We start from the raw sequence: 18030 nt of genomic DNA, 5'->3' as shown, positions 1-18030 counted from the left end.
AATGTCATTGGTTTTCTCACAGGATGGTCTTGGATCTTACATTCTTTATCTCTAGCACATCTTTAGAAAAATGGTATCAGTCGATCGTACCAATCATCAGGGGATCGTAACTACTCTCCAAAGTGAATCTCAAGAAACAACGAAAGTTTCCCGCAAAAGGTGCTGTAACAGCAGAAAGCGATCGGGTGCATCTCACTTGAAATCAGCAGAAAAGATGTTAGGGCAAGGCAAAGTTGATGAAGTTATAAATTTATTTAAAGACTTTAAAGGTGAAGCATTTAAAACGTTTTGCCATTATTTAGAGACCCATCGCTGCCGAATAGTAAATTACCAATACTACAAAGAATAATCCATAAGTTAGATTGGTTCGGGAAAAGTTGAATCAACAATTAAACGCATTGGATTAAGGGTGAAAATATCGGGTTATGGGTGGAATATTGAGAACGTTTCCTAATTCCTTGCTCTTCGCTGTGCTGAGCTCAACGGTCAACTTTCAATTTGATGTATTTGCCTTCATTGAGATGCACCCTCATTTAATTGTTCGGGTGTTACTTTTTTTCCGATTAGATGTGCTGTTGCTTTTCCCACAAAAAACCTGTCAAATAGGTACATTGGGGCGTTCAAAAACCCCAATCCGTTCAAAATCATTGCTTTCATTACTTGTCCCATGCTGACAGTTTCTTTAATTCTTATTCCAACTTTTTTGTTAACTTATTTTACCAATTCCTTTTCATCTATTATCCCTGCTACTAAGCTGTCGCGAATTTAAATTGTATATTCAGGGCGGTCGGGACACCCCACAAGACGGGGAATTGTTTTTTAACATACAATTTAAATGTAGAACAGCTTATTCAGTTTCGGGTCTCATTTACGATATTCATTGCTTCGGAGGGCTTTTTCATGGTTTTTAGAGTTGGTTTACTGGTAGAAATTATTCTACATTAAAAATGTCTCAAATGATTGCATAGTAATCATTTGAGGCTTTAGGAATTCCGAACAGATCTGAAATTAAATCTGCTTTTTCAACCAATCAATTAGTCCTAAAGTCTGTGAACCCACGTTATAATTGTTCTCAAATAAGAATTTAAACTCTTCTTTTAACGAGTGCATAATTCCTACTAATTGTGAAGCTTCTTTAACTTACTTTAATTTTTATTATTCTGAGAAGATAACTGGTTTTCTGCTTGCAATAATGTATATTTACTGCCTTTTAAACCATCAAACAATTTATCTCTAATTTAGAATGTCATAGCTACCCTTTCACTTCCTCATTAGCTTTCAAAGAACGCCGCGCCAATTTGACATAGGTTTTGACAGTTTCGTAGGGCATTTCTAAGTCGATGGCGATCGCGCTTAGTGACTCTCCGATTTCCCGTCTTGCGAGAATTGTAGCCCAAGTTTCCGCAATCTCTTGGGCGCGAGTTCCACCTGTGCGCCGTCGCTTTGCCATGAAGGCCTCGGTCAATTCTGCAATTCGAGATGCTAATAAATTTTGCCTTGGGGAAACTGGCAAAATGTCACCCAGGAGCCAACCTATTCTAGTTTGCCCTAAGCCAAAGGTGGTTTTGTGACCAGTTCCGCAGTAAGGGGCTAGTTGCGCTAAAGCATAGAAGTATTGCCTGAAATCAGAATTTTCATTTACTTTTTTGGATAATCCTAATTCTATGGCTCCTGTAAATCCTGTAACAGAGCCTTTTTTGCCGGCGGTGACTTTGGCGGACTCTAATTTGTGGCGCTGAATAATCACTGTTTCTTCAATCCAATTTAGGAATTGATCTTGAGGAATTTTGATTTCTGAAAAATCGTTCCACCGACGCAGGTAGCTATGAAAAAGATTTTTGGGAACGGGTAAGGGAAAGTGATGTTGCTTGCTGCGAAAACTGGTTGGGGTGAGAAAGGTTAATTGAATAGAGGTGCGAAAGAGCGAGGTAGTTAGCAATTGTTTGTAGGTAGTAGGAGGTAAAGCTACCTGACAAGAAATGATGCGTAAGGGAGCATTTCGTAAGTCTACAACGGCGGGCGGGTTTTGCAACCATTTACTCGCCCATTGAGCAACTGGTTGGGAAAGGATATTAATATACCAGCGATAGGTTTTGTCAGCTTGCAGTTGTAGGTCTTTTCCAGCAGCCAGCAATTCTCCTTCTAATCCTGAAATGGTAAAGGCTTTTTCTGATTGCTCGTCGTGAAGAGAGCGGGATAATTCTGGGTTAGTTTGTTGAACTTGAGCGAGAAACCAGGCGTGCAAGCCAATGGTGTACTCAGCGTAAAGGTAGTCATTGCTGTAGGGGGCTAGTTCAATGACTAGCCCGACTAATTCTGTCTCCTCCGGCCAAGTGAGAACAGCGGCAGGAGGGTTTTGAGATGGTTGGCGCTTTTTTTGGGTGGGTAGTCTTGTCATAGAGCAATTTTACAGCATACCTACGGTGCTCAGGGCTAGGGGCTAGGGAAGAAGGGAATAGTATCAATGGTTTCAGTAATTCAGATCGTAGGTCTTGACAAAGGCTTTTTCTTTTCTGTATGCTAAGGCCTACAGTCTAAAAAATTAACAGTTTCACTTCGGAACCTTGAAAATTAGATAATTTTGATCGATCGGTTGAGGTTTATTTCCTGACCTCAAGGCAAAAATCGCACCACTTCCCCCGATCGCTGAAAGCCTCATTCTTGCGTTTAAAAACCAGAATCGACGCACCTCCCGCGATCGCTGAAAGCCTCATTTTTGGGTGGACGTGCGTCGATTGCTCTCCCAGTAAGAGTTTTAGGTTTTTCCCAGGTAAGGTTATTGAAGATGACCCCCCTTTATTGACAGGTAAATTTTACTGCGTCGATTTGGCGGCTGAAACGCTTTCTGGATAAGATGTTGTAGCAGAACTCTTTGGTTAATCACTTCCCCGCAAGGGGACTGAAACCAATTGGGTGGACTTCACTACTAGCTTAGAAAGCTACTTTGGTTAATCACTTCCCCGCAAGGGGACTGAAACTTCTCTGTTCTTCGATGTACCTCTTATCTTGTAGACTTTGGTTAATCACTTCCCCGCAAGGGGACTGAAACCGTAGGAGGATGAACTAGATGGTTCATCCCAAGTCCTTTGGTTAATCACTTCCCCGCAAGGGGACTGAAACGGGGGAAGTACCCGGTCAATCCGTGGATGGTCACGATGACGACTTTGGTTAATCACTTCCCCGCAAGGGGACTGAAACACCCTTGGGCTGAGGCAGGGCCCCAGCGTCGTCAACTTTGGTTAATCACTTCCCCGCAAGGGGACTGAAACGTTTTCTCACCTTCTCTTCGGAGGCCTTCTACCTCCAACTCTTTGGTTAATCACTTCCCCGCAAGGGGACTGAAACTTTAGTGGAAGCTGGCTTTTTTAACCATTACCTTTGGTTAATCACTTCCCCGCAAGGGGACTGAAACTCATTGTAGCCATTTTGTTGCAATTTCATACTTTCTTTGGTTAATCACTTCCCCGCAAGGGGACTGAAACCACAGGGGCCGAAGGTTGCACCAGGCGGGGTCTTACCTTTGGTTAATCACTTCCCCGCAAGGGGACTGAAACCTTAACTCTTCAGACTCAGAGTTATATTCTCTTTTTCCATCCTTTGGTTAATCACTTCCCCGCAAGGGGACTGAAACAATATACTAGCAAGGGCTAGTATAAAAGTATAACCAAAAACTTTGGTTAATCACTTCCCCGCAAGGGGACTGAAACTAAAATAGCTCGTCTTCAGCTTGTACCGCAGCGGGTTCACCACCTTTGGTTAATCACTTCCCCGCAAGGGGACTGAAACACAGGGTGACCATTTTCCTTGCAAGTTTTTATGACCTTTGGTTAATCACTTCCCCGCAAGGGGACTGAAACTTGAGTTGTTACAGTTATAGTCTTAAAGAAACTGTCTTTGGTTAATCACTTCCCCGCAAGGGGACTGAAACACTTGCTCTATCTGGTTTTGAGGTGTATCTCCGCTGGCAACTTTGGTTAATCACTTCCCCGCAAGGGGACTGAAACAATCTATCCTCAACTCTACCATTTACCATGGCAGCAATCTTTGGTTAATCACTTCCCCGCAAGGGGACTGAAACTATTATCCGAGCTACTTATTCCTTTTACATAGCCTTTGGTTAATCACTTCCCCGCAAGGGGACTGAAACGGTCTTGGTGACCCTTGTTTGAACCCGGTGGATTGATTGGGACTTTGGTTAATCACTTCCCCGCAAGGGGACTGAAACCGTTCAGAGTTAGACGGGTTTTCTCACCTTCTCTGCGGAGACTTTGGTTAATCACTTCCCCGCAAGGGGACTGAAACGAGCTGTTCTAGAACTTCACGCGTGCTGGGGTGTCCAACTTTGGTTAATCACTTCCCCGCAAGGGGACTGAAACTTCTCTTTGCTCATAAACTTCCCTCAAAGCAGCTTCAACTTTGGTTAATCACTTCCCCGCAAGGGGACTGAAACACATAGCTTATACGTGTGTCTTGGTCTTCTGGTCTTTGGTTAATCACTTCCCCGCAAGGGGACTGAAACTTTTTCGTTATCGTTCATGATTTTCTCCTTGAATTTTCTTCTTTGGTTAATCACTTCCCCGCAAGGGGACTGAAACTGCTGAGATGTGGTTTCTTGAACCACAACAGTAACTGCTTTGGTTAATCACTTCCCCGCAAGGGGACTGAAACAAGATTTTGAATAACCAAACCTTAACCGAGTATAAACTTTGGTTAATCACTTCCCCGCAAGGGGACTGAAACGTTAGTTCAAAGACTTGTTTGTCGCTGGAGTTACCACTTTGGTTAATCACTTCCCCGCAAGGGGACTGAAACTCTTCATTAGGAGCAATGGTAGGAGCTTCTCCTAGAGGAGTCAACTTTGGTTAATCACTTCCCCGCAAGGGGACTGAAACAAAATTCCTACTACAGTTAATTTTTTGATTTGCATTGATTCTTTGGTTAATCACTTCCCCGCAAGGGGACTGAAACACAGAAGGATATACGGAGGTACAAGCAGGTAAAAAAACTTTGGTTAATCACTTCCCCGCAAGGGGACTGAAACCTCAGCTCCTGAGAATCTGAGTCATAGTTTCTTTGTCCTTTGGTTAATCACTTCCCCGCAAGGGGACTGAAACGAATAGAGTTGAGAGTTCGTTAGAACATTCTTCAGCTCAGTCTTTGGTTAATCACTTCCCCGCAAGGGGACTGAAACACAAGTCCACAATACTTAGCACACCCGCCAGCTACACTTTGGTTAATCACTTCCCCGCAAGGGGACTGAAACCGCAGAGTCTACTTCCGGCTCTACGCGAGCCAGTTTTCTTTGGTTAATCACTTCCCCGCAAGGGGACTGAAACATGTAAATCATATCTTCAATCATTTTTTTGCACCCTTTGGTTAATCACTTCCCCGCAAGGGGACTGAAACGTTTCCTCTTCTTCCTCTTGCGCTTTGGTTAATCACTTCCCCGCAAGGGGACTGAAACCAGCAGGTAGTGCCGCGTTCTCCAGTCATATCTGTGCCTTTGGTTAATCACTTCCCCGCAAGGGGACTGAAACAAGTTTGGAATGAACTCTTCAGCCAGTTCCAAGAAACTTTGGTTAATCACTTCCCCGCAAGGGGACTGAAACAGAACTGGAGGGAGACACTTTTTGAGATTCATTTTACTTTGGTTAATCACTTCCCCGCAAGGGGACTGAAACTCAATTTATCAGGGTCGGGATCGTACACCAGCAGAACTCTTTGGTTAATCACTTCCCCGCAAGGGGACTGAAACCAAAAATTTTCTAAATAACACTCTACTTTTAAATTATCCTTTGGTTAATCACTTCCCCGCAAGGGGACTGAAACTGGTGGCGGATTAGAACCCATTCCAACCAACGCCCTTTGGTTAATCACTTCCCCGCAAGGGGACTGAAACTTTTAGTTGGACTATTCCATCTTGATCGACGAAATAGCTTTGGTTAATCACTTCCCCGCAAGGGGACTGAAACAATTTTCGCCTTTATAACCAATGTTTCCCGCAATGTTTGCTTTGGTTAATCACTGCCCCGCAAGGGGACTGAAACAAAAAAGGAAACTGCGGCGGCAGAAAGAACAGAACCAACTTTGGTTAATCACTTCCCCGCAAGGGGACTGAAACGTTTTTCATTCGAGATGTTGATACTCTGCATAAAAGCTCTTTGGTTAATCACTTCCCCGCAAGGGGACTGAAACCAAAGACCAAGGTTGGCTACCTTGGCAACAAACTCAGCCTTTTGCGATAATGCTCGTCAATTAGCAGCCTGTGCTGGTCTAACTCAAGCGCGAACGGAGTTCTGGAACTTCGGTTCAAGGCAAAACTCGTTTGTCTGGTACCGGAAACGTCCGACGAAAAAAGGCGTTGTATATGCCGGAGGTAGTGGCGATGCCCTGCAACCCGTTACTCAAAGCGACTCGCTGTGCGATTATTGGGTCGTGTCCAGGTCAAAATGCAGGTGATTGGTGCAATGATATCGGAAGTTGGTACATTGGGCTTTTGGGATTTTAAAACCCCAAAAGGCTTTCGACCCCAATTATTTGAACGCTACCCCTTGACTTGTCTAGACAGTATCTACAGTTTCCACAAAATCACCCGATCGGAGTAATTAACCCAACCCTTCAACTAACAAATTGCGAGCACTTTCCAACGCTGACTGCAACTTACTTGCATCGCGTCCCCCAGCTTGCGCCAAATTCGGTCGCCCGCCGCCTTTTCCACCGCAAATTTGAGCAATTCCCCCGATAAACTTGCCAGCTTGCAATCCTTTCTTATTGACTTGGGGACTAAAAGCTGCCACCAAACTTACCTTGTCCGGTTCAGGAATTGATGTCAAAACAACCGCAGCATTTCCTAACTTTTGCTGCAATCTTTCGGCTACAGTTTTCAGCGCTTCTGCATCCACATCACCCAATTGAGCTACAATGATTTTGAATTCGCCGAGCTCCTCACTCCGTTATCCCTTGATCATGTCACTGCAAGCAGCCGCCAAACTATTTTGAGTCATCGCCCTATCTTGCGGGAAAGCAGGGCGGGTGTAAACTCCACTAGCTGCTTCAAAAAATGCGATCGCCCTTTCTACATTCTCACCCCGTTATCCCTTGAGTCTGTCACTGTAAGCATTTGCCAAATTATTTTGAATCATCCCCCAATCTTGCGGAAAAGCATCGCGGGTGTAAACTTGTAAAGCAGCTTGATAAAAGGCGATCGCCTGTTCGATATTCTCACCCCGTTCTCCTTTAATTCTGTTACGGTAAGCATTTGCCAAATTAGTTTGAGTACCAGCCCATTGTTGCGGGAAAGCCGCGCGGGTGTAAATTTCTAAAGCAGCTTGATAAAAGGCGATCGCCTGTTCGATATTCTCACCCCGTTTTCCCTTGATTCTGCTATAGTAAGCATTTGCCAAATTATTGTGAGTCATCGCCCAATCTTGCGGAAAAGCATCGCGGGTGTAAACTTGTAAAGCAGCTTCAAAAAAGGCGATCGCCTGTTCGATATTCTCACCCCGTTCTCCTTTAATTCTGTTACGGTAAGCATTTGCCAAATTATTTTGAGTCATCGCCCAATCTTGCGGAAAAGCAGCGCGGGTGTAAACTTTTAAAGCTGCTTCAAAAAAGGCGATCGCCTGTTCGATATTCTCACTCCGTTCTCCTTTGATTCTGTTTTTGTAAGCAGCCGCCAAATTATTTTGAGTCATCGCCCAATCTTGGGGGAAAGCAGCGCGGGTAATAACTTCTAAAGCTGATTGAAAAAAGGCGATCGCCTGTTCGATATTCTCACCCCGTTCTCCTTTGATTCTTTCACTGTAAGCAATTGCCAAATTATTTTGAGTCATCGCCCAATATTGCGGGAAATCAGCGCGGGTAATAAATTCACTAGCTGCTTGATAAAACGCGATCGCCCTTTCTATATTCTCACCCCGTTCTCCCTTGATTCTGCTATAGTAAGCATTTGCCAAATTATTTTGAGTCATCGCCCAATCTTGCGGAAAAGCATCGCGGGTGTAAACTTGTAAAGCAGCTTCAAAAAAGGCGATCGCCTGTTCGATATTCTCACCCCGTTCTCCTTTGATTCTGTTACGGTAAGCAGCCGCCAAATTATTTTGAAGACCTGCCCAATTTTTGGCATAAGCATCTCGCTTAAAAATTTGCAGTCCCACCTCATAGCCGGCAATGGCAATTTCCATATTCTTGCTTTTGCTTCCCTGCGGAAACTGTTGAATCAAGTTGCTGAACTTAATAATATTAATAGTAAGGTTTGTAGCTGCCTCTGACTTCATTGATGCCAGAGTTTGAGTAGCCCACTCGCGGAAAACTGAGGTGAAGTTATCGTCGATTAGTTCGAGATTGTTTTGCAAGATAGCGATTTGTTCGTCTTCAGGGGAGTTGAGGAGGGATTGGATCGGGGCGAGATAAATTTGTTTTTCGTTCATTGGACTACCTATGTTTGAGATATTTTACATTTGTTGTGGGGAAAAAGCCGGGATTTTTGCACAATACCTTTACCCAGATTTTCTGGGGGCGGGTTTTACCAACCATATCTAACGAATACCAACAATCTAGATCGACCCGCCCCCCACCACCGATAACTCACATCAACCTGGAATTTGCATCGCATCGGAAAATGTAGGTTGGTATTCTTCGTTGGGTGGGGGCGGGTTTTCGAGATTGTCGATTATTGACGATTATGGTTGGTTAACCCGCCCCTACGAACACCATGTACATTGTGATTTATGGTTGGGTGGGGGCGGGTTTTCGAGATTGTCGATTATTGGCAATTATGGTTGGTAAAACCCGCCCCTACAGTTTCCCCAAAATCACCCGATCCGAGTAATTAACCCAACCCTTCAACTAACAGATTGCGAGCACTTTCCAACGCTGACTGCAACTTACTTGCATCGCGTCCCCCAGCTTGCGCCAAATTCGGTCGCCCGCCGCCTTTTCCACCGCAAATTTGAGCAATTCCCCCGATAAACTTGCCAGCTTGCAATCCTTTTTTATTGACTTGGGGACTAAAAGCTGCCACCAAATTTACCTTGTCCGGTTCAGGAATTGATGCCAAAACAACCGCAGCATTTCCTAACTTTTGCTGCAATCTTTCGGCTGCAGTTTTCAGCGCTTCTGCATCCACATCTCCCAATTGAGCTACAATGATTTTGAATTCGCCGACATCCTCAGCCGCACTCAGCAACTGGTCGGATTTCGCGATCGCCAATTCCGACTTCAAAGCAGCCAAATGTTTCTGAGTATCCTTCAACTCATTCTGCAAATTAGTAATCCGGTTCGGCAATTCTTCAGGCTTTGCCTTAAATCGATCGCCCAAATCGCGCACCACCTTATCCCGCACGTTTAAATAGTCCAAAACAGCTTGTCCCGAAACCGCTTCAATCCTGCGAGTTCCCGCCGCTACCCCCGCTTCGGAAACAATCTTAAACAGCCCGATTTCTGCGGTATTGCTGACGTGAGTCCCGCCGCACAATTCCATCGAAACGCCGGGAAAATCGATCACCCGCACCACATCGCCGTACTTCTCACCAAACATCGCAGTCGCGCCTTTTTCTCTCGCAAGGGCGATCGGCATTTCTGCAACTTCAGCAGCGTGGGCTTCAGCAATCCAGCTATTAACTAAATCCTCAATTTTCTGCAACTCTTCTGCTGTGACAGCGCGCGGAGAATTGAAATCAAACCGCAATCTCTCTGAGGACACCAGCGAACCAGCTTGCGAAATCGAATCGTCCACAATTTTTCGCAAAGCTGATTGTAATAAGTGAGTTGCTGTGTGGTTTGCCTGAATTCGGCGGCGACCGCTATTGTCAATTTTCGCAGTAATACTGTCGCCAACTTTCAGCGTTCCCCGTTCCACAAAGCCGAAATGCACGAAGAAATCCGATTCCTTCTTCACATCATCAACTCTCACCAACAAACCATCACCATTATCTCCGCTTTTCAAATAACCTTTATCCCCAATTTGTCCGCCGGATTCGGCATAAAACGGCGTTTGGTTCAAAACAACTTGTACCTCAGTGCCGACAGCGGCTTCCTCGACTGATTTGCCGTCAACCAAAATAACTTCCACCTCAGCTAAACTCGACAATTCAGCATAACCGACAAACTCAGTTCCCTGGATTGTTTCAGCCAACTTATCCAAAGAACCCTGCACGGTTAAATCGATGGTTTGGCGAGCATCTTTAGCGCGAGTTTGCTGTTCCTTCATCGCCGCTTCAAAGCCGTCCAAATCCACAGTTATTCCCTGTTCCTCAGCAATTTCTTGAGTCAGTTCTAAGGGGAAACCGTAGGTATCGTAAAGAGTGAAAGCATCTTGACCGCTGATTTGTTGGTTTGCTTGCTGTTTCGTGCGATCGACAATTTCCTCCAGCAGCTTCTCTCCGCGTTCCAAAGTCTTGAGAAACTGCGCCTCTTCCCTTGCCAATTCCGCCTTAATTTGAGCTTCCCGCCGCCGCACGTTCGGATAAGCTGCTTCCGAAAGGGCGATCGCACTTTCGGCCACCCGCACCGTAAATTCGCCCTGAATTCCAATCATTCGCCCGTGGCGCACCACCCGGCGAATCAACCGGCGCAAAATGTAACCCCGGCCTACATTCGACGCGCGAATTTCGTCCGCAATCATGTGCACCACAGCCCGAATGTGATCGCCAATTACTTTCAGCGAAACCTGGATTTTTTCATCGCTATTGTAGTAATCAATCCCGGCAATTTCCGCCGCCGATTGAACGATCGGAAAAATCAAATCTGTTTCGTAATTGTTGGGTACTTTCTGGAGGATTTGCGCCATCCGTTCCAGTCCCATGCCAGTATCAATATTTTGATTTTTCAGCGGTGTTAAATTGCCCTCTGCATCTTTATTGTACTGCATGAAAACCAGGTTGTAGAATTCAATAAACCTGCTATCATCTTCGAGGTCAATATTGTCGCCTCTTTCTGGGTGGAAATCGTAGTAAATCTCCGAACACGGGCCGCAGGGGCCAGTCGGGCCCGATTCCCAGAAATTGTCATCTTCTCCCATGCGCTGAATCCGATCGCCCGGAATGCCAATTTCATCGCGCCAAATCGCAAAAGCTTCGTCATCATCTCGGAAAACGCTAACAACCAAATTGGATGCTGGTAAGCCGAAAACTTCCGTGGAAAGTTCCCACGCCCAGGCGATCGCCTGTTTCTTGAAATAATCCCCGAAACTGAAGTTGCCCAACATTTCAAAAAACGTGTGGTGGCGGGCGGTGCGGCCGACGTTTTCGATGTCGTTGGTGCGGATGCACTTTTGAGAAGTCGTGGCGCGCGGTGATTCGGCGGCGCGCTGTCCGAGAAATATCGGCTTGAATTGCAGCATTCCGGCGATCGTCAGCAACACAGTCGGATCTTCCGGCACCAAAGAAGCGCTAGGCAAGATTTTATGTCCCCGCTGGGCATAAAACTCGAGAAACGTTTCGCGGATTTGGCTGCCACTGAGAAACTTAGGAGAAATAGACATGACAAGAACTGTTAAGTATGTAAAGATGTAGCAACAATAGAATTTATAGGACTTTTGCACGGGTGTCCAGAAACCGGGTTTTTAAACCAAAATACACGGGCTGTAAATCCTCAATCTGGGTGAAAAAACCCGGTTTCTTTGTGGGCGAGTGCGTGAGTGCTAACTTACATCTATTTGGATATTCATATCATTATACTTAGTAATGTAAAGAGCTATCAAGTTTTGCAAATGGTGCTTTACTCCTCGGAAAGCTCGTGCTAACTTAATAATAGACACCGGGACAGGAAGAGAAAGGAGGTCGCTATATTTAGAAACAAATTTCGAGGATATAGACATGGTGTCTCCGGTCTAGATTCCCAGGCGCAGCAGAAATTAACCGAACACAACTTGGAATAGTGGCGAACTGCCGATCGAGCAGTCAAGCCAAACCGCAATCGAGTCAGGCTTAGTTGTAGTTGCGATTAAAAGTAAAGCTGGACAAGTTGTAAACCCTAGTAAGTAAAAGTTCTCCACCGGAAACACATTTCGTTTGTTAGAAAAAACAAAGCTCTCATATTATTGGGTCTGGTCGCTGTCGATCGGGCCCTATGAATTTTTATAGGGCGATCGCAGGAGGAGAGGGTTAGAGAGGGAGAGAGGGCAGAGTTCGACTGCATAAATGATTTCTGCTGAAAAGAAACTCCCCTCGGAGTCGATCGCGATCGATCGGTGCAGTTTTTGAGTTATATCTTATACATAAGACCTGTGCGATCGCAGCCGCAGCTTTTTGCCGCGGCGCCAGCGCTGTGGTATGAGGCACACTCAAGATGCGATATGATTGAAGATGTCAGTCAAGACATTAAAACCTACCCCGCTGTATAGCAGGAAAGTCTACGCTTCTGTGAGCTTGCTGCCAGGCAAGGATAGCAAACCGCCATTTTTGGTGACAAAACCTGGCTCAAGAATTTGAATCTCAGAATATTTAGAGTCAAAATTCTAAAAAATCCCATCCCCGACGCAGGGGTGAGAGTTCAAACAACAAAAGCCCGCCCACTCAAAAAAGCTAGTGCCGCCAACAACTTTCATAAATCACTAGCACAGTTCTTAAACTCACAATCTCCGGAGATTCCAGGTACAAGTATGGCCGAAATAACTAAAGAAGAAATGCGGGAACGGCTGGGAAATATCGACCAGATTCGCGATATAATTTTTGGAGCGCAGCTTAGAGAATACGACAATCGCTTCGATAAAATAGATTCCGACTTGTCGATGATGCAGCAAGATATGCAAGCTCGCATCGAACAAGTAAAAACAGTTCTTTCAGGAGAAATGAGGGCTGCGGTTGATTCGTTAGAAAAAAAAGTTAAATCGCTCACCTCAAACACTCAAGAAGAAAGCGCAGACATCCGTCAGCAAGTCGATCGCGTTAACCGCAAATTCTCCAGCAGCATGGAAGCCCTCGACGAAGCTTTAGACAATCAAACCAGTTCGCTTCGCGACGAACTCTCCCAAACCAGAGAGCGACTATCTGAAGAAACCCGCACTTTGAAAACACAGGTTTTTGAAGAACTAGATCGCCGCTTTTCCATGCTCAGAGATGTTAAAGTTTCCCGAGACGACATGGCAGAAATTCTGTTTGAACTCGGCATGAGGCTCAAAGGAACAGAATTTGTCCCCGAACTTAAAGGCGTTGCTGATAATAAGTTAAATACCGAATTTCTGTTGCCGGAGCGCCACCATCACGGATAATAACGCATGGCTTTATCGAAAGAAAATCCGGCTGACGACAATGAGTTAGAGGGTTTTGTTTCTAAACCTGACGAGTCCGCTGCGGATGCAGCCGCCCAGCTAGAACCGTTGCTGAATCTGTTAGTCGATCTCAAAATTATTGCTGGTTCAAACCAGCAAAATGCAGAGCCAGAAGGTGACAGCAGCAGCGAAAAAGATCGAGCTGGGGATCTCGGCGGGTTGATGGATTTGTTAGGTATTTCTTCAGACAAGCAAGAGGAAGTTGCAGCGAGTCTGCCCGAAACTGGATCTCGCGAACCAGAGTCTGGCGATTCCTGGGATGTTCAAGATAAGTTCAAAAATTTGCTATTCGCTACTCAAAAACTCAACACTTCAGAACTCGAAAGAAACTATTCCTCTGCCAAAACTATAGATGTTTCCGCGATCGCCCAGCCGGATTTGGAGGAGAAATCAAAGCCTGTCGAAGAATTGTCTAACTTGACAATGGAAGATTCTCTACAGGAAGTACAGGCTCAAAAATCCCAGCGGTTCGATCGGCATTTACAGGATGTTTCCCCTCCCGAAACCGAGTCAAAATTCTCGGTAATTCCCCATAACCCCATAGTTTCCCCAGTCTCAAATCCACCAGAAACTGGATATTTAGATGCTGCGATGGTTTCGGATCGAGAAATCCCAAACTTACTAGAACAGCCGACAGAAATATTAGGCCAAATTAAACAAGACTTAAATCAAGCCGACAGCGCGATGGAAACGCTGCAAAATCTGATTTTCGGCTCGAAAATATCAGATATCGAGCAAGTCAAAAATCTGCTGGCAGAAAACGACTTGCCGGGGGTGCGCCACCTGATGGCAAAAATCGACGATAAATTAGGAAAATTGGAGCACCAAATCTACGATCCCCAAGAGTTGATTGAGTTGATGCTGCCTTGGATCGCAGAAATTCTCAGCCGCAAAATTGCTGATTCCCGAGAAGAAGTTGTCAAGACGATCGGGCCAATTATTGACGAAGTGATTAGGGCAAAAACTCAGGAAAACAAGTCGGCAATGAGTGCAGCAATAGCTGAACTGCTGCCCGACGCACTTGCTCAACAAATAGTCAATTCGCCAGCGGATATTGCTAAGGCGATCGCCCCAGAAATCGGTCTGGCAATTAAAGAGCAAATTCGCCTCGACCAAGAGTCGATCGCCCAGGCCCTCGCCCCGGAAATGGGCAAAGCGATTACAGCCCAAATTGAACTCGAACGCGACGCAATGGTCGATGCCCTCTATCCGGTAATTGGCAATACTATTTCCAGATACATGGCAGAAGCTATCAAGACAATCAATGAAAAAGTGTCAAATGCCCTCAGCGTCGAAGGAGTTCAGCGCAAAATTCGCTCCAAAGTACAAGGAGTCTCCGAAGCCGAATTAATCCTCAAAGAATCAGTACCCTTTACCGTCCAAGCAGCATTCTTAATTCACAAAGCATCTGGCTTGATAATTTCCGAAGTTCAAAACTCAGAAAGCTACCAGTTAGAATCAGAAATGGTAGCAGGAATGCTCACAGCTATTCGCAGCTTTGTTAACGAGTGCATCGTGCAGCCGGGAGAAGTTTCAGAACTAAATCAAATTGAATATGGCGACTCAAAAATTATGCTAGAAGTAGCGGGATATTGCTACATGGCAGTCGTGATCAAAGGAGAACCGCCACAGTCGTTCATCAACAAACTGCGGCAAACAGTTAGTAATATCATCCTTAATTACGCTAAAGTAATTCACGAGTTTAACGGCGACCCCGGTACTGTACCCGAGTCGCTGCACCCGTACATAAAAACTTTATTCGACCCGCTGGAAACGGAAAAATCAACCAAACCTCCGATCGCCCTAGCCGTTATCAGTTTAGCTGCCTTGAGCTTCATCTTAGTACCTTGGGGAATTTATCAGTACCGCAGCAGTGTTGAGCGCCGCCTCGAAGCAAATGCCATCGCAGCTTTAGCATCCACTCCCGAATTAGCAGTTTACCGCTTAGATGTTGCAGTTGATGGCAAAACTTTAAAGCTAACCGGTAAGTTGCCAAATCAAGAATTGCGGGCACAAGCCGAAAAAATAGCCGCATCAACTGCACCGAAATTGCAATTAGATAATAGGATTCTAGCTGTAGATGTCCCCCCAGATCCAGTTTTGGCAGCGGCCGAGGTGCAGCGGATTACCGCTGTTTTGAACCAGAGAGAGGGCGTTTTAATTTCTACTCGGTACGGCGACCGCAAAGTTACAGTAGAGGGCACGGTCAGGGACGGTGCAGACGCACAGAAAATAGCTCAGTCCCTCAAGCAAATTCCCGGTGTTCAGTCGGTCATCAGCACTGTTAAATTAGAGCCTCTTAAAATTACAACCCGCATCTACTTCGACCCAGGAAGCACAAAATTAGACTCTACATATGGAGAAATCATCGCCAGTGTCAAAAATTTCATGGATCGATATCCTCAAAAACATATTAAGATAATTGGGCACAGCGATCGAACTGGAGAACTTGTTACAAATCAACAGTTGTCGGTCAAGCGTGCCGCAGCAGTGCGAGATGCTTTAGTGCGACAAGGTGCTGACCCGAAGCGCCTCCAAACGGTCGGCAGCACAAATCCTCCTCCCGGCTTGGAACCCAATCAACCGCTACTTTTAAGCAGATGCGTGCTATTTGAACCAATAACCAAGACCGTAAACAGTAAATAATTATGTCAGTTACTATATCTAAAAAAATGTGCATGATCGGCGACTTTGGCGTCGGCAAAACCAGCCTAATCCGCCGTTTTGTCGATCGGCAATTCAGCGACCAGTACCTGTCCACTGTGGGAGTAAAAATTTCCCGCAAAAGCGTAGAATTAGAAGGCGTAAAACAGCGGGAAAACGTGACTGCACAGTTGCTAATTTGGGACTTAGAAGGGCATACAAAATTCAAAGGAATAGCACCGACTTACTTGCAGGGAGCTAGCGGCGTTTTAATCGTTGCCGATGTCAGCCGCTCCGAAACAATAGAGCGAATCTCCGAACACATTCAGCTTTTTTCTTCAGTCAATCCTAAAGGGTCAATAATCGTCGCTTTGAACAAAGTAGACTTGATTGACGAGGAAAAATTGGGGCTGCTAGTGGAAATATCCCATTCGATAGGTCAAGACAAAGTAATAGCAGTTTACGCGACATCTGCTAAAACAGGCAAAGACGTTGACGAAATCTTCTATAAACTAGCTTACACAATGGTAGAACAAGTATGAACCCCCTTTTGAAAAAGCTGTTGGAGCCACGGCAAACAGAGTATTTGTTAGTAAATCACAATTTCATTATTCAGGAAACCTCCGCCGAACTCCACCATTATGCCGATACTTCGGGCGACGCGATACCCGGTGCAGATGCTCGCATCAGTTTTCCCGAATTGATTGGCATAGAAAATATCCTCATGTCTATCATTATGGGACGGCTGCCGAGTTTTGAACTCAAAGGTATCGCTCGATTTGCCGATCCCAACCGCCCTTTATACTTTGATATGTTGGCTATTGAGCATGAAGGCGAACAAGAAGATGTGCCAAGTAAATTGCTAATTTTGATTGAAGATGCCACCGAAAAGATGGTGATGAAGCAATCCTTGATTCAAAGGGCGAATGAAGCTAATCTTTTGGTGAGCGCCTTAGCCGCTTCTAAAGATTATATAGATAAAGTTATTAGTTCGATGGGCGATGCTTTGTTGGTGACAACAACATTAGGAACTATCAAAACAGTCAATCAATCAGCAGAATCCTTATTTGGGTACAGCGAAGCCGAATTGATCGGCCACCCCCTCTCCATAATAGTAGTCGAAGAAAAATTACTTTACCAAGCTCGCCACCGCTATATTTTGTGTCATCAAGAGCTGCTCAGAGAACTGGAAGTAATCTGCACTACTAAAGCAGGAGAAGAAATTTGGGTAGAATTTTCCTGTTCGGCAATTCAGACAGAATTACAGGAACTTTACGATTTCATCTATATCGGCAGGGACATCACAGAACGCAAGCAACAAGAAATAGAAATTCGCCGCTCTTTGGCAAAAGAGCAAGAACTCAGACAGGTAAAATCTCGTTTTTTCTCAATGCTCGCTCACGAATTCGGCAATCCTTTAAGTACAGTATTATTTGCTACAAAAATCCTCGAAGACTACGACGACCAATTCACCAGCGCGGAAAAACAACAATACCTCCAACACGTTAAATCAGCATCTAAACACATGGCTCAGCTATTAGATGATATGCGGTTGCTCAGCAGCGCTGAAGCCGGAAAACTCGAATTCAATCCCGCACCAGTTGACTTACAAAAATTTTGCAGCGAGTTAGTAGAATCAATTAAAATGAGTTACGGAAAAAATCATAGAATTAACTTTATTTGCCCAGAATTAGTGGCGCCCGCGAAAAAAAAAGATCGGGAGTCGGAGGAAAAACAACACTGGCCCGCACTCGATTCAAAATTGCTCCGGCACATCTTGACAAATTTGCTTTCAAATGCTGTCAAATATTCGCCGATCGACAGCAATATTTATTTTGAATTAAATTGTGACAATGAAGAAGCTAAATTTCAAATTAAAGACGCAGGAATTGGCATTCCTATCGAGGACAAAGAACAACTCTTTGAATCTTATTACCGAGCGCAAAATGTCGGAAAAATACCAGGTACAGGACTGGGTTTATCCATAGTGAAGCTGTGTGTAGACTTGCACGGAGGTAAAATCGACTTTTCCAGCGACACAGGGTTAGGCACTACCTTTGTAGTCAAAATTCCATTTTACAAACAGAGATAAATAGATTAAGTTCAGATAAATCGGT

General features: G+C 45.0%; 7 protein-coding genes, 3 pseudogenes and 1 CRISPR repeat array. Of the genes and pseudogenes, 5 read left to right on the top strand and 5 right to left on the bottom strand.

All coding sequences use genetic code 11. From position 1 onward, the window contains the following. Positions 1–196 precede the first annotated feature (196 nt). A pseudogene (locus QUA80_RS19185) lies at positions 197–454 on the top strand (ISKra4 family transposase); the annotation flags it as partial. Between the two features lie 74 nt (positions 455–528). On the opposite strand, the pseudogene QUA80_RS19180 reads toward QUA80_RS19185, so the two are convergent. The 5 genes and pseudogenes from QUA80_RS19180 to alaS form a co-directional block, all read right to left on the bottom strand. Beyond that, a pseudogene (locus tag QUA80_RS19180) lies at positions 529–765 on the bottom strand (DUF4277 domain-containing protein); the annotation flags it as partial. A gap of 487 nt (positions 766–1252) precedes the next feature. Continuing rightward, a complete protein-coding gene (cas6, locus tag QUA80_RS19175) occupies positions 1253–2398 on the bottom strand; it encodes a CRISPR-associated endoribonuclease Cas6 (RefSeq protein ID WP_333426697.1) in 1146 nt (381 codons plus the stop codon). A 472-nt stretch (positions 2399–2870) separates the two neighbouring features. Further along, positions 2871–6195: a CRISPR direct-repeat array (repeat unit 36 nt; unit sequence CTTTGGTTAATCACTTCCCCGCAAGGGGACTGAAAC). Between the two features lie 410 nt (positions 6196–6605). Further along, positions 6606–6950 (bottom strand): annotated as a pseudogene (locus QUA80_RS19170) (DHHA1 domain-containing protein); the annotation flags it as partial. 141 nt (positions 6951–7091) lie between these two features. After that, positions 7092–8429 (bottom strand): tetratricopeptide repeat protein, encoded by a 1338-nt coding sequence (locus QUA80_RS19165; RefSeq protein WP_333426696.1) that lies wholly within the window; start codon positions 8427–8429, stop codon positions 7092–7094. Positions 8430–8830: 401 nt separating this feature from the next. Then, a complete protein-coding gene (gene alaS / locus QUA80_RS19160) occupies positions 8831–11482 on the bottom strand; it encodes an alanine--tRNA ligase (RefSeq protein WP_333426695.1) in 2652 nt (883 codons plus the stop codon). 1119 nt (positions 11483–12601) lie between these two features. Between alaS and QUA80_RS19155 the strand changes: the two genes are divergently transcribed. The 4 genes from QUA80_RS19155 to QUA80_RS19140 are packed head-to-tail and all read left to right on the top strand — an operon-like array spanning position 12602 to position 18005. Continuing rightward, positions 12602–13210: a hypothetical protein gene (locus tag QUA80_RS19155; RefSeq protein WP_333426694.1), complete on the top strand. Its 609-nt coding sequence runs from the start codon at positions 12602–12604 to the stop codon at positions 13208–13210. Between the two features lie 6 nt (positions 13211–13216). After that, on the top strand, positions 13217–15916 hold the full coding sequence (locus tag QUA80_RS19150) for an OmpA family protein (protein ID WP_333426693.1): 2700 nt from the start codon (positions 13217–13219) through the stop codon (positions 15914–15916). Positions 15917–15918: 2 nt separating this feature from the next. Then, positions 15919–16455, top strand: coding sequence for a Rab family GTPase (locus tag QUA80_RS19145; RefSeq protein WP_333426692.1), 537 nt, complete (start codon positions 15919–15921; stop codon positions 16453–16455). Next, a complete protein-coding gene (locus QUA80_RS19140) occupies positions 16452–18005 on the top strand; it encodes a PAS domain-containing sensor histidine kinase (RefSeq protein WP_333426691.1) in 1554 nt (517 codons plus the stop codon). The genes QUA80_RS19145 and QUA80_RS19140 overlap by 4 nt, the downstream gene beginning before the upstream one ends. The last annotated feature ends 25 nt before the right edge of the window (positions 18006–18030 follow it).

The organism is Microcoleus sp. F4-D5 (assembly GCF_036704885.1).
In the GTDB taxonomy this organism is placed as follows: domain Bacteria; phylum Cyanobacteriota; class Cyanobacteriia; order Cyanobacteriales; family Microcoleaceae; genus Microcoleus.
Note: the sequence above shows the minus strand (reverse complement) of the source record. Positions and strands in the feature narration are given on the sequence as shown.

Coding starts and splice junctions, on each gene's coding strand:
- QUA80_RS19165 (WP_333426696.1), bottom strand. CDS start 8,429: ATGAACGAAAAACAAATTTATCTCGCCCCGATCCAATCCCTCCTCAAC.
- QUA80_RS19150 (WP_333426693.1), top strand. CDS start 13,217: ATGGCTTTATCGAAAGAAAATCCGGCTGACGACAATGAGTTAGAGGGT.
- alaS (WP_333426695.1), bottom strand. CDS start 11,482: ATGTCTATTTCTCCTAAGTTTCTCAGTGGCAGCCAAATCCGCGAAACG.
- QUA80_RS19145 (WP_333426692.1), top strand. CDS start 15,919: ATGTCAGTTACTATATCTAAAAAAATGTGCATGATCGGCGACTTTGGC.
- QUA80_RS19140 (WP_333426691.1), top strand. CDS start 16,452: ATGAACCCCCTTTTGAAAAAGCTGTTGGAGCCACGGCAAACAGAGTAT.
- cas6 (WP_333426697.1), bottom strand. CDS start 2,398: ATGACAAGACTACCCACCCAAAAAAAGCGCCAACCATCTCAAAACCCT.
- QUA80_RS19155 (WP_333426694.1), top strand. CDS start 12,602: ATGGCCGAAATAACTAAAGAAGAAATGCGGGAACGGCTGGGAAATATC.